At 46.3% G+C, this 13,610-nt stretch carries 13 protein-coding genes; 3 read left to right on the top strand and 10 right to left on the bottom strand.

Features of this window, described 5'->3' with window-relative positions; all coding sequences use genetic code 11:
* Window positions 1–405: 405 nt before the first annotated feature.
* Window positions 406–987, top strand: a complete 582-nt coding sequence (locus ACYVAM_RS31515) for a Crp/Fnr family transcriptional regulator (protein ID WP_461074137.1) — start codon at window positions 406–408, stop codon at window positions 985–987.
* A gap of 42 nt (window positions 988–1,029) precedes the next feature.
* Here ACYVAM_RS31515 and ACYVAM_RS31520 read toward each other — a convergent pair whose 3' ends face one another.
* The 9 genes from ACYVAM_RS31520 to ACYVAM_RS31560 form a co-directional block, all read right to left on the bottom strand.
* Window positions 1,030–2,451 (bottom strand): amidase, encoded by a 1,422-nt coding sequence (locus ACYVAM_RS31520; protein ID WP_461074138.1) that lies wholly within the window; start codon window positions 2,449–2,451, stop codon window positions 1,030–1,032.
* Between the two features lie 333 nt (window positions 2,452–2,784).
* On the bottom strand, window positions 2,785–3,498 hold the full coding sequence (locus ACYVAM_RS31525) for a class I SAM-dependent methyltransferase (protein ID WP_461074139.1): 714 nt from the start codon (window positions 3,496–3,498) through the stop codon (window positions 2,785–2,787).
* Between the two features lie 243 nt (window positions 3,499–3,741).
* A complete protein-coding gene (locus tag ACYVAM_RS31530) occupies window positions 3,742–4,089 on the bottom strand; it encodes a nuclear transport factor 2 family protein (protein ID WP_461074140.1) in 348 nt (115 codons plus the stop codon).
* A gap of 240 nt (window positions 4,090–4,329) precedes the next feature.
* Window positions 4,330–4,743, bottom strand: coding sequence for a PH domain-containing protein (locus ACYVAM_RS31535; RefSeq protein WP_461074141.1), 414 nt, complete (start codon window positions 4,741–4,743; stop codon window positions 4,330–4,332).
* Between the two features lie 171 nt (window positions 4,744–4,914).
* Window positions 4,915–5,256 (bottom strand): DUF4377 domain-containing protein, encoded by a 342-nt coding sequence (locus ACYVAM_RS31540; protein ID WP_461074142.1) that lies wholly within the window; start codon window positions 5,254–5,256, stop codon window positions 4,915–4,917.
* A gap of 283 nt (window positions 5,257–5,539) precedes the next feature.
* On the bottom strand, window positions 5,540–5,986 hold the full coding sequence (locus ACYVAM_RS31545) for a helix-turn-helix domain-containing protein (protein WP_461074143.1): 447 nt from the start codon (window positions 5,984–5,986) through the stop codon (window positions 5,540–5,542).
* A 1-nt stretch (window position 5,987) separates the two neighbouring features.
* Window positions 5,988–6,320: a type II toxin-antitoxin system HigB family toxin gene (locus tag ACYVAM_RS31550; RefSeq protein ID WP_461074144.1), complete on the bottom strand. Its 333-nt coding sequence runs from the start codon at window positions 6,318–6,320 to the stop codon at window positions 5,988–5,990.
* A gap of 385 nt (window positions 6,321–6,705) precedes the next feature.
* Window positions 6,706–7,431, bottom strand: a complete 726-nt coding sequence (locus ACYVAM_RS31555; RefSeq protein WP_461074145.1) for a hypothetical protein — start codon at window positions 7,429–7,431, stop codon at window positions 6,706–6,708.
* Window positions 7,432–7,511: 80 nt separating this feature from the next.
* Entirely contained in the window at window positions 7,512–9,077 is a 1,566-nt protein-coding gene (locus ACYVAM_RS31560) for a hypothetical protein (protein ID WP_461074146.1), read from the bottom strand.
* A 673-nt stretch (window positions 9,078–9,750) separates the two neighbouring features.
* Here ACYVAM_RS31560 and ACYVAM_RS31565 point away from each other — a divergent pair.
* The gene (locus ACYVAM_RS31565) at window positions 9,751–9,933 is read left to right on the top strand and encodes a hypothetical protein (protein WP_461074147.1); all 183 of its coding nucleotides are present in this window, start codon (window positions 9,751–9,753) and stop codon (window positions 9,931–9,933) included.
* 197 nt (window positions 9,934–10,130) lie between these two features.
* Here the strand turns inward: ACYVAM_RS31565 and ACYVAM_RS31570 are convergent, their stop codons facing one another.
* Window positions 10,131–11,900: an arylsulfatase gene (locus tag ACYVAM_RS31570; RefSeq protein ID WP_461074148.1), complete on the bottom strand. Its 1,770-nt coding sequence runs from the start codon at window positions 11,898–11,900 to the stop codon at window positions 10,131–10,133.
* A 259-nt stretch (window positions 11,901–12,159) separates the two neighbouring features.
* On the opposite strand from ACYVAM_RS31570, the gene ACYVAM_RS31575 reads away from it, so the two are divergent.
* On the top strand, window positions 12,160–13,401 hold the full coding sequence (locus ACYVAM_RS31575; protein ID WP_461074149.1) for a sensor histidine kinase: 1,242 nt from the start codon (window positions 12,160–12,162) through the stop codon (window positions 13,399–13,401).
* Window positions 13,402–13,610: the final 209 nt, after the last annotated feature.

Consider the following 13,610-nt stretch of genomic DNA (forward strand, 5'->3'; position numbering starts at 1 on the left):
AGTCGGGAGTGAGTTGAAAACACCCTGTTGACCTGTTGTTTTGGCCGAAATCGGGAGCCAGATTTAACTCGTTTATCGAGCTTACTAATGGCCTCTCGGCCTTTTGCAACAGCCACCAGAATTATGTTAAGTACTACAGAATGTATGACAAAAACAAACCTTGCCTGACAACTGTAAGACAGAAGACAAAGTCACAAGTAGCCTAGGGAAACGGTGTTTCACATAACGCCCATTTCTTGAACCAGACACATGAAGATTCTATCGTCTAAAGAGTAGTCGTTTCCACCTCACGTTAGTTATACCGGTCCACTCTATTTGGTAGCATACGGCTCACATCGCTTACGTATCGTTCACTTGGTGCATTCATCTAGCCATTTACCAACTCATTTGACTAGATTTGATCCCATGTTTGATGTTTTTGAAATTTATTTACGCCAATGGGTGGCTATCTCGCAGCAGGAGCTGCAACTGATCCGGGATGCCTCTTCAGAAAAAGCGTTACGAAAATGGCAATCCATCCTTCATGATGGCGAGGTATGGAAAAGCAATTGTTTCATCACCAGTGGCTGCTTCCGACTTTACCGCTTCGGTAAAGATGGTACGGATCACACCATGCGCTTTGGCGTGGAGAACTGGTGGATGACCGACCAGGAAAGCTACAATAAAGGCACGCCCTCCGAGTATAATATCGAAGCGCTGACGGCCAGTAAGGTTATTATCTGGACCAAGGATAATTGGGAGGAATTACTAACGACGATTCCCCCCTTGAAGGTTTTTAATGAAAAGTTGCTAGCCAGAGCGTACGAGACCAGCCAACGGCGTATCTATTCGTTGATTAGTAGCTCGGCCGAAGAAAAATATCTGGAATTTCAACAGACTTATCCCAATGTATTTTCTAAAGTGCCCCTCCATATGGTGGCGTCTTATTTAGGCATATCACGGGAAACCCTAAGCCGCATTAGGAGAGAGTTTACAAAGCCAGCTTAAAAACCGCCCGGATCACTCCAGGCGGTTTTTCTTAATCGAAAGTCAAAGGGTAGGATGAAGTCCGCGAACCGGGCTCACCATTTCCAGCAGCGACGCAATATGAAGAATAGTCGACTCGGCTAGCCAGTTGCCAACAATCTGTACGCCGATTGGTAATCCTTCCTGGCTGGTGCCGTACCGCATCGAAATGCCGGGCAAGCCCGTGACGTTGAGCGGTACAGTAGCCCCCTGAAGATAGGTGGCATCGACCGACTGGCCATTGATGACGAATGCCTCAACGCCATGCTTGTGGGCTGGAATCGGCAAGACGGGGGTGATCAGCGCATCGTAGTTCTGGAAGTAACCAGCAAAACCGTCTCGTAAGCGCTCGGCAGCTTGCTCAGCGTCGATAAAGTCGTTCATCGGCGTATCGGGCAAAGAAAGCATGGTGGTGGCCATTTTATAAATCTCATCCTGGCTGCGACCGGTCGTTACCTGCCTAAAGGCATCTTTCATCTCCATCACATGCAGCCGATTGAAGACGTCCAGCGCGAAGTCGCGCTCGAGGGCTTGAATGCGTACCGGTTCTACATGGAGGCCCAAGTCTTTAAGCGCTTGTGCCGCAGCCTCTACCGTTGCGGCCACCTCGGAGTCGATTGGACCAAAACCGGGCTCGACTAACCAGCCCACCCGGAGCTGGCGATCGGGCGAATAGCCCACGCTGGCCCCGAACGGTCCAACACTGGTGGCAAAAGCGTCAAGACCGTCGGGACCGGCAAGCACGGAGAAAGCCAGATCAAGATCACGGATGCTCCGCGCCATGGGTCCAACATGCCAGAACCGACGCGGCACACGGGGCCAGACGCCCGTCATGGGTATACGGCCGTGGGTCGCTTTCAGCGAGACAATACCCGTCTGAGCGGCCGGACCCCGAACAGAGATAGCCAGGTCAGTGCCCAGACCCAACGGTGACATGCCGGCAGCGATCGCTGCCGACTCCCCCCCGCTTGAACCGCCCGGTGTGCGCGTCAAATCCCAGGGATTGTTCGTCCGGCCGCTGAGCAAATTATCACTTTCGATCCAGTAAGAGAACTCCGGAAGATTGGTTTTGGCGAGTAGAATGGCGCCCGCCTTCTTCATCCGCGCGACACTGGTTGCATCGTTCTGGGGAATGCGCCCTTTAAAGATGGGTGAGCCACGTTGGGTCATGACGTTGGCGGTGTCAATCGAATCTTTCACGGTAAAGGGCACCCCATGTAAAGGGCCAAGCTCTTGCCCGCTCAGCACGGCCGCTTCTGCTATCTTGGCGGCTTGGCGTGCGCTATCCGCAATGGTAACAATGGCGTTGATCGCTGGGTTGAGGGCTTCAATACGGTCGAGGTGCGCTTTCACAACTTCGACGGGGGAGACCTGTCGGGTGCGGATTAGTTTAGCCAAGGCACTGGCATCCTCATAAAAGAGTGGACTATTAGATTGTGCTTCCATCACTTCGGTTTTATCGTTTCGTTTTTTTTACTCATTGGCTGAATTAGCTGAACAAAAGTAGCGGTGAGGAAACCCTCGAAACGAAGCTATATGACACAATCTGGCGTTGACATTTGTCACGCTTTTGGGGTTAAAACGGAACGGCGACCATCCTTCTTTTCATAGGTAGGAGAATACACTTCATCTCATTTGGGAGCGAATTATGAGACAGTGATTTTTACGATCTGTCCATTGCCATCGGTCGTATACGACTAGTTCTGTATCTACTTTTAGGTAAAGAGATTTGGTTAAATTGGATACCTTTTTGTAAAGTGTGCCAAATCTACGAATGACTCAATTTAACCCCTCTTCCTTCTCCCCAACCAAATAATAGTAGCTATTCTCTAGTCGATAGCCACCCGCCGCGGTTCTAAAGGGCGAAATAGCCGCTGTAACCGCTTCGATAGCCGCTTCCGGCGACGAAGCTAAAATCGCCCGACGGGCGGGACCTGCCGACAATAGACCTTTCAGAGCTTCCTCCAGGTTAGTATAGACAAAGGGACTTGATATGGACTCCTTCTTGACTACCTTAAAATTAGCTTGACTAACCAAGGATTCTAAGGCTTCATCTTCGGATAAGGCAAACGGATCAGGGGTGCCAGCCGGTGGAGGAGGCATGAGTGAACCTAACGCTTTTAAATAAACAGCCGCCTGACAGTCCTGGGCCTTCCCCCAGATGGCAATGCCTAACTTACCCGCTGGCTTCAGCACTCGGTACACTTCTTTTAGGGCCTCAACCGGTTGAGCCGCATATTGAAACGAGTTAAACCCCGTTACCACATCAAAGCTTTGGTCCGCATACGGCAACTCTTCCATGTCGCCGATCTGGAAATTACCCGCCAGGGTTTTGTGCTGGGCAATCTGAATCAATTCAGGGGTAGCATCCAAGCCCCACACTTGAAATCCTTGTTGAGCCGCCAGTTGACAAAACAGGCCAGATCCACACCCCACATCCAGTAGTGGGTGAGCTGATGCTGGTTTGAGATCCTCGATCACGTGTTCAAACACGGGCTGGAGGGTAGTTTCCTGATAGGCAGCCCAATCCTGAGCCGACGCCCCCCAAAGTTGAGCCTGGATTTTTTACGTACCCATAATTTGTAGGTTCTTAGTAAGCCTTAGAAGTAGTATTATTTAGCCATATGCGACGGATAGTTGTTGACAGGTATTACCACAGACCATCCTGTCAAATGCCTCGTATAAGAAATAGATGCATGATTTTCTCTCCTCTCAATAGGGAGCGTTTTTAGGAGATTATGCTTTGATGACAAATGCTTTTAGTGCCGCCATTTTACCTTCCCGAAAGCGCCAGACATCGCAATAAGAATAGATGGCTGTCTCACCAGTTGCGTCTTTCAAATCAATTCTACCCATGGCCGTCACAAAATCACCCTCCGCTATAAGCTGGTCGACTTTAAATTGGGGAGCCTCTGCATAGGCCGTTACCATCCACTGCCGAACCGCTTCTTTTCCTTGTAGTGTTGTTTCGCCAACAAATTCCCATTCGGTATCATCCGTGCAATAAGCTAAAAAGCCTTCATGGTCACCTTCTGAGATGGCAGCGTTTGCTTTTTCTAAAATGGCTTTATTGGTCTCCATCATTTTTGTCTAGCTTTTCAGTAGAATTTACCCTCATAAAGTGAGTTGGATTAGCTTTTGTTCCACGGGAATAGGCCATGGTTTGTGCTCTTTAAAAGCCTACCTGGACGTAACTCTGGCAGTTCCACTGGCAGGTCACATGCCAAGGATTTACGAAGAGTAAAAGCCAGTTGACTCCTTTAGGAGTGTTTTGTGATACGGCTATCGCCAAAGTTAATCTAAGCTCTACCTCAGTGCTTCTACTTATACCCTCTTTAGCCGAACTTCAATGTCGGGATTTTGATCGAGCAGTTCAGAGATAAAGCCTATTTTGTCCTCTGGAGAGAGGAGCACACTATCGAATCGATTATAGACTAATTCAATTCGATCTAGCGAGAGAGCGGAGGAGCTAATGGGGTTTCGGGTTTCGATGATCTTTTTGATGGAAGCAATGGGCATCTCTTTGTGAAAGAAAAAGCCCGATTGACTATTAAGGGTGTTTTTGTCCAGTTTATAGCGTGTTGTCATAAACAAGTGCAGGATCAGTCGTGAAACCACCAGGATAATACCGACTCCTGCCCAAAGCCCTTGGTAGGTCAACACGCTACCCAAACCAACAAATAAGCCAGCTAAGGGAATAGCTAGCTCAAGTCCTACTTTAGATTTGTAGGTTTTCATCGATTTTTTCTTTTCATCGTTTTGAATAGCACCACAGGAGTACGATAAAGAAAAAGGCAATAACAACGCAGCTATAAATGAAACATGATTAATTATTGTCTCCTTCGGAAGCGTTCCTAGCTACAGAATTCTACTATCGGTTTCGCTATTTACCGGCAACTGCAACTGGCATCATTGCTTTACTTTATCAATCACTCGAATCAGGGTGTATTTATAGGGTAGTGCATCCATTATCCCCTCAACAGCCAGCATTTCCCGTTTGACCTCAAGCCGATATCGGTATCCTGGCTCGTAGGTAAATCCGTCGATGTCATAGTAGAACAACTGCCAGCTGGCGGCATTATCCTCCTTTACCCACAGGCATTTTCGCTGCAACACGCCCGCTGAGCAGTCCTGCTGTCGATTATCAACTTGTAGTATTGTCGCCCCCGGACTGACGTCTACTGAACTTGATTTCTCACAGGCCACTGCTATCAGCAATAAAACAGCCGTCAATACGCGCCAGATGATCATGACTGTGGAGTTAAACCATTTATACCAATGCTACCAGACGATGACCCGGCTGCGATGGTAACAGTTGCAAATCGTCGTTTATAAGTATGTATGAATCAAGGCCCAACTTCTGTTGTACAAGTGACCTTGTGTTAGCCAAGGTACGAAACTATTCATGCGGTAGCTATCTCAACAAACGCCCATTTTCAGATATTCTTAGACGACTGGATATTATACAATAAAGGGGTAAAGTTATTTTCCGGTAGCGTTTCCACCTGTCGCAGCTTAACGCTATCGTACAATACTAAGCCAGTGGTAGGTCTTTTCTAGTGTTCATAACACTGGCATTTTTAAAATGGCTATTGGCTGGCACCTTCAATTTGTAGGGCCGGTTGAACGCCTCTTGGGACAGGCTGAAGTAGCCAGAAAGTGTTCTGATGATCTCTTTAGACAACCCCTTCTTATAATGCAAAATATCCGACACAAGACTTTTACTTACGCCCAAAATCTGGGTCAGATCCTTCGCCTTGAGCGATTTCTCGCTCATTAGTGCGGTGAGCAACTCAATGGGATCGGTATCCTCGAATGAGTTATGTTCGGCATCCCACTTTTCAATCAGATAAGTGAGCAACTCGATCTCATCTTGCGTATTCTCTTCTTGATCATCGCTACTTACCAGCCTTTCCAACGTAGTACAGTAGTTACTATATTGTCTCTCAGATTTGATTATCTTATATAGGAGTGCTTCCATTTTAGTAGCGATTTACGGTATACTGTTCGTTGTGCTTACAGAGCTTGTCATACTGGGCATGGATTCCTATCCAGCAAACAAAGAGATGAACCTGGCTCTTGCCAAAGGCATATTTGCAGATCATCCTATAGTTATTGCCGCCAATATCAAACACAACACGGTTTGTGCCATTACCCAGCAAATCAGCGGCCCCGAATGTATCTTTAATAGCCTCGGGCGTCTGCCAGTCAGCAAACTTGACTACGGTGAGCCAAACCTTGAACGAACTTTTACTACGAGCGTTCTTTTCGGCGTAAGCCTCAATCGTCTCCTTTCTGATTAGATGAACCTTCATAAGCTACTGTAAATATACGAAAAAAGTTCACATAATGTGAACTTTCAAGGTGCATCCACAGATGGATGTCTCAGATGGGAGCGTTTTGGGAGACAGTATTTTTTAATATCTGTCAAATACAATTCGGCACACACCCAAAGGCATACGTTATGAATTAGACAAGGCAAAGAAGCACAAAAAGCAGACAGAGACGCCTGTTACAATTTCAAGCGTCTCTGTCTGCTTTTAAAATTCTTGAAAAATTTACGCTCACCTGTTATCCACTTCTTTTTCAAGTATAATATACTATTAAAAAAAAACGTCGGTAGAGAAATCAAATAGGCAATGGTTTGCCGGCCCTCCACCGTCCAGATACTACCCACGGATCTATTTCTTTGAAAAGAATTTAAGGAAGAGACCGTTTTGATACGTATATTATTCCTTTTCCGTTTTTGCTATTACAAAAAACAAATCCTGACTCATTTCGATCACAAATCGCGTCTGTAGCAACCATATACAGTCGGCTTTTTTGGTCCATATACAAACTACGTAACTGATGTCGTTGAGGCATATTTACTTTTCGCCCATCTGTCGTGATTACACCTGGAGTTTCATAACGACGTATTGTGCTTTGATTACTATCTAAGTAAACTTTGTTGATTCTGTAGGTAGTCCCGTTGGGAGCAACTATTTTATTAATATACATTTCTTTGTTGATTGAAGTCTGTGACGGTCTTGTGTCAAAAAATGGGTTATATCTATCGTAGGATACCCAACTACGTCCACCATTAACACTATATTTACTAGCATTGGCAACTAATTGATCATCACCCATATTGATTACTCCGTTCATTGAAAACAGCGTATCATTATGTTCAACAATACCAGATATACTAGTTTTCTGCTCATCGACCAGTTGCCATTTAACGCCTTTGTCTGTTGATTGATACAAGGAATAGGTAGTAGCAATTATTAGAGTGCCATCATAATCTCCCCATACGCCCTGAATTACGTCATCAATAGGAGACGTCAATGTATACCAGTCAGTATACTCAGGTGTTACACGAACGGATTCTTTCTTCGTGCACGATAACATTATTAAAATAAGAAGGAAAAAGAAGGCGGATTTCATAACTAATAATGATATATGATGCAAGAATTTGCTCGCTTGACTTCTTTTATATAAGAGTCAAGCGAGCTTTTATGATGCAATTACTGAACCTTAACAGGCCTCATTGTAAATCGGCAATAGCCACATGTATATTCTCTTTCTTCATATATAGTTCCCGCTAGAGGGACTAGATATTTATCGGTGAGTATTTTGTCGGCAAAATTAACTGAACCTTGACCTAAATCATCAGACCCTTCCTGGTAGCTTATTTTGGTAGCAACAGTTTGGTTGGTTGTTGCTGAGCCCCCAAACTTTAGGCCAATTTTGCCGAAAGTTATTCCATCTAATCCAAAATTAGTAGCATATGTATCTGCTGTCGTAACTGTCTTTTCGATGTTTGTTTGAGTATCCACTTCCTCAAACCGGACCAAAACAGTCGTTGCATAGTTAGCAATATCCCAATTAAATACTTCCTCCCTCATAGAAACCGTCTTAGGCGTTACACCCGTTGGAACGTACACATGGTCGGTTTGCCAAGGCCAAAAGCCTGGCACAGGAATATCATTATACTGGACGTCCCACAAATTATAAGCTGCAACAGGAAAAACAGTGGTAAACTCTGTGCCTAAACCATTTTTTGAGTTGTATACTACATGGACTCTAAAGCTATAGGAAGCGCTTGTCCAGAAAGCGTTCTGGCTATTATTGTTTGTAGGAGGCGTCTGAATATGAGGATCATCCGTCGCATCGGAAATTAAATTGTAAGCGCCCATTGGATCAGTCTCCGTCATTCGGAACGATGTTAATGCCTCTTTAAAGTCGACTGAAAAAGCTCCGTTCGGTTGGGTTGGCGTTAGGTTATAATAGATATGATCACGTTGCCAGTTATCAGTTCCTTGAAATAAGTCGTAAGCGTTCTCAATTTTGTCTTCGACCTCACTGGCTCCGATTAGTCTAGCTCCTTCTGTCTTTTTCCGAAGCTTTCGGTCAACACGGTCACTAATAAACCGGTACGATTTCCCATTGCTGGCGGTCATTACATTTTGGGACTTTGATTTAGCAAACTCTGGATGTGAACTTTCCATAATTCGCAAAGAATTTTTGACAACCACGACTGGAAATCCAGGCGCATATTTACCCGGAAGTACAGCTTCTACACCTTCAGCGTCAACAATTGGTACATCATTGGTCTTGATTGACTTAATACCAACTTTTGGAACGGTAGTATCCGTATTCCACGATTGGGCCGAAAATGACCCATTTGGTAGTTGTGGTACAAAGATCGTCAGAGTAGGTATCGCGTTTTCGATCTGCTCAAGCCGGTTCTTATTTCGAAGATATTTCCCAATCAGCTCTTTTACAGTAAGCTTATCTGTTAACCTTTCGTCTCTTATGAAGGCAAATAAGACATCATAATCTTCGTCAATCATCTCCAGCGCCTTAGTTTTGATTAACACCCGAAGCTCTTTATTCTCCTTTAAGGCTTTAGCAAGTGCTATTCCAAATTCTTTTCGCATAGCCTGTTGATCGTCCTCGGCGATTCTAGCTCCACTCGTTGCGGAACTAGCCGATGGGTTGAGATCGTCAATGATGTTGTTTTTTGAGCAGGCAGTCATTAGCGTGACAATCGACGCTACTATTAGTGCTCTTGTCGTAAATTTTTTCATTAACTTTGATTGGTTTAATGGTTAAACATTGGACTGTTTTTTGAAAGCCTCGCATCTGTCGCCAAACCGCTGCGGGGCTTTTTCGTATGCTAAATTCTAAGAAGACTACTTTCGAGTCAATAGTTAATGTACTATTATTAGATAATTTATAATAGTAATTACGATAATATCGAATGTGTAAATAAGTGTTTTTACTCATAGCTTTTTCGTCATGACTTAGTTTAAATTAATTAAAACGAGATTAAGCACTAAGTCTATGTATCTACATCTCAATTTCTAGTAATTGATGAAATTTAAAGTTCTTAAAAAGATACAATTTGCACTATTCCACCATTTCTCATTATTATAATACTGTTTTGATCTATCGCTGTTTCTGATAATATTCTCTTAATATAAGATTAGTGTCTATTACAAAAGTCGACGTAAGTCTATCACAGTTCTGTCAATGAGTGATTGTTTATTATTGAAACACCACTGGTACGCGGTTAAACCTGCTATCCACGCTCCATTATAGAAGTTTACAACAGCTACATTACTTAGTAAACAAGCCTTCTTAAAGTGTAAAAAAGTAAGTGAGTAACCTACTGAATAACCCACTTACTTTTTTACACTTTAGGAAGGATGAAACATTGATGATGAATCACGACCTGATAAAACAAGAAAGCTTGGCAGAATGCCCAGCATCGTCAATAGTGAACACAAACAAAGCTCGCTGAGGTTGTTAACCGCCCAAGACATGTATGTCGTCAACCAAAAGTGGACAGATGCGGGTGAAAAGAGAAGAGACTATTTTAAACACTTTGTAGGCGCTGGAAAATATGACTTTTCCGCCGATGGGCTATCGTTAGCTGCTTGATTATTTTCCGTTCTGCCACGATTAGCTCTTGGCGACCCCAGTACGCATCAGCGGGTCGCACATTATCCAGCGTCTTATGAGACAATACCAGTTATTGGTATCAGTTTACTAATTTATTCTCTCGCTTATAAAGCGTCTTACTTGATGCCAGTATATTTCCGGTAATAAACTCGTCCATTCTTGCTTTAGGTAGTGGATTACTCTGGGGCGGTAAGCAAGAGCGCTTTTACCTCTGCCACTTGTCCGTGCGGGACCAAGCCTGCTTGTAGCAGAATTCGATGATGGCCCTTAGGCAGTTCAAGATTTCCTAACTCCAGCCAGGCCCAGGGCTTTTCATAAACTTCTTTACGAGGAATCCGGTCGGGGCTGGTTTTCAAGGGTGGGTCGAAACTGGTTTGTAGCGTTTTTTGCAGCATTTTATTGGCAACGCTAATGGTCAGTAGCGTTCCAAGAGCAACATCTTGAGCCGTGTATTGCAAACTTAATTGATACATCCCCGGCCGCTCTACGGCTACATCCCACCAGATTGAATCCGCGGGTGTCTGCCAATTAATGAGCCAGTCATTGGCCCATCCATTACCCTGTTTGTAGCGCACCTTGCCCGAAAAATGGGCTTCTGGGGCCTGTAATAACACCCGTCGACTCGCCACCGGCACTGGCCGGGAAAAGCTTATCGTTTGGGACACTTCCTGAAACCAGTGCGCGTAGGCAGCTTGCAATACTCGTACCTGGTGGCGCTGCCCAGCGACCAGATCTGTCAACTGCGACGGATCGCTAAGCATATCGTACAAGTGGACCTGCCCCTTTTCTCTTACCAACCGGTACTGAGCCGTTCGAACAGCCCCTGGTTCAGCAGAAAGGCTACTTGCGCTCAGTCCGCCAACGTGAGTGAACAGCATACGATCGGGTAGCGTATCGGTCTGGCCCAGCAACAAATCCATTAGGTTGCGGCCATCGATGGGATTGGCGGCTACAAAGTGCAAACCACACAAGCCGACCAGCGTTGGTAGTAAATCGATGTGCGCTGTAGTGGGCTTAATCCGGGTTTGAGGCCATATCTTTCCCGGCCATCGCACGAATAGTGGCACGCGCACGCCCCCTTCGTCGACTGAGCCTTTGATACCCTTCATATCTCCATTGAAACGATGGCCGTTGGGACCGTTGTCGGTCGCAAATATAACAATCGTGTTCTGGGCTAAATTCAACTGGTCCAGTCTTGCCAACAGCCTGCCCACGTTATCATCTACGTTTTCCACCATGCCGTAGATACTGGCTTGCTCATCGTCGAGGCCTTTGGCTTTGTACTTATCAAAGTAACGATCCGCCACCTGATGGGGGCTATGGGGAGCATTAAACGGCACATAACAGAAAAAAGGCCGGTCTTTATGCTGGCTGATAAAGTTCAGCGCGGCATCGGTCAGTACGTCGGTGATATATCCTTTAGTGGGTACCATCCGGTTGTTGTGCTGCAAGTCGGTATCGAAGTAATTATTCCAATGGCCCGCGCAGAAGCCCAGAAACTCATCAAATCCCTGCCCATTAGGGTCTTCGGGGGCATGTTCACCGTTGTGCCATTTGCCAAAACAGCCGGTTGCATAGCCGTTCTGGCGGAACACCTCGGCTAGGGTGAGTTCCGTACTACGCATGCGTTCCCACCCCTGGGTGACCGACACCGTGCCCGTACGGAGGTGATAGCGGCCCGTGAGCAGGCTGGCTCGGGTAGGAGCACAAAGCGGGCTGACGAAAAAGCGCTCGAACTGAGCACCGCTAGTGGCTAGCCGGTCAAGGTTAGGCGTTTCCACCCATCGATTCCCGTGAAGGCTCAGGTCACCCCAGCCCTGGTCGTCGGTCAGGATGAACAATACATTGGGTTTGTCAGGGGTTGGTGGGTGGCTGGTAGCCGTCCGCCGTGAGATCCATGCGCCGACGAACAGCACAGCCATAGCCATCCAAAGAGGGATTTTCATCGGAATAAATAGAAATGTCCACGCTGGTTCATTGTGATTCGGGGCCTTCAGTTTGCCCGGAATAAAAGCGAAAGTAGGCTCTTTTGCTACTGTAAATTATTTAGTTAAGCGTCTAGGTAACGAAATTAACCGAATGTACTTTAGTCTCGTGCAGGAGCGTTTGAAGAGACACGCCATAATGAATCAACCAAGCAAGGGTAACCTGGAAAACTCAACCGGTGATGGTGTTTAGACGGCCGTAGCTTACCTTTACTCCTGTATGATTGGTGACCTTGAACCCCTCGATAATGAAGCCATTTTCCGCGCCTTGGTCATGGAATCGCCCATTCCCATTGCCCTACTGGTGGGTCGGGAGTTGATTATTACCGTCGCCAATGAACCCCAGTTAGCCGTATGGGGCAAAGGAAATACGGTCTTCGGATTACCCTTAGCCAAAGCCATTCCTGAGCTGGAAGGCCAACCCTTTCTGGCCATCCTGGATGAGGTCTTTACCACAGGTGTCACTTTCGCTACGAACAATACCCCCGCCCAGATGCTGGTCGATGGCGTTGCTAAGACAGTCTATTTTGATTTCTCATTCAAAGCCCTCAAAAACAAACAGGGGGCGGTGCATGGCATCATCGCAACAGGAGTCGAAATTACCCAACAGGTGGCCACTCATCAGGCGCTGCTGGTACGAGAAGAGCAATTACGGCAGCAGTCGAAAGCCCTCGATCGACTAGTGGCGGAGCGCACTCAGCAGTTACAAGAGTCGATTCAGGACTTGAGTCGATCCAACCAAAACCTGGAACAGTTTGCCTACATTGCCTCTCATGACTTGCAGGAGCCGCTGCGTAAAATTCAGCAGTTTGGCGATCTGCTCAAGAGTCGCTACGCTGGTTCAACTGAGGAGGAACTACTTTATTTGGATCGGATGCAAACCGCCGCCAGCCGCATGTCGCTATTAATTAAAGACCTGCTCACCTTCTCCCGTATATCGACCAGTCAGGCCGTGACCCAACCCGTACGGCTTGGCCAAGTCATTACCCAGGTTTTAGATGACCTGTCGGTGGCCATCGAGGAGAGTGGTGCCCAAATTGAGGTGGACCGCCTGCCGACGGTTCAGGGCGATAAGTCCCAGTTAAATCAACTCTTTCAGAATCTTATCTCCAATGCCATCAAGTTTGGTCGCCGGACCACGACCGGGGAAGTGGTAACACCCCGGATAACCGTGAGAACCAGTCGGATACTCCGAAACGAACTGCCTGCTTTGCTTGGGTTCCCCCGATACGCCGAGGCTTATCACCGGATTGAGGTGGCGGATAACGGGATTGGCTTTGATAGCAAGTACGTAGACCGAATCTTCCAGGTCTTCCAGCGGCTGCACGGCAAGAATGAATTTGCCGGAACGGGCATTGGCTTGGCCGTGGTACAGAAAGTAGTTACGAATCACGGGGGTGCCCTTACCGCCAATAGTAAGCTGGGAGAAGGCGCTGTTTTTAGCGTATATCTACCCGCTTAACAGGTTTAGCGATAAAATATTAAAAACAATCAGCCTCAAACTACCCATTTATTGAGGGTTTGAAGAGACGAGCTGCGTATTTAGTCAAAGAACAAAACTTCAGGCTGAATACTGTTTCTGAAAACGCTGGCCGGTGCACACCCTCAAATGATTACCTTTTAAACCATTCCTTAATAGTTTTAGGATGCGTTGTCTGGTAGCTATAAACT

The sequence above is a fragment of the Spirosoma horti genome (assembly GCF_054776595.1).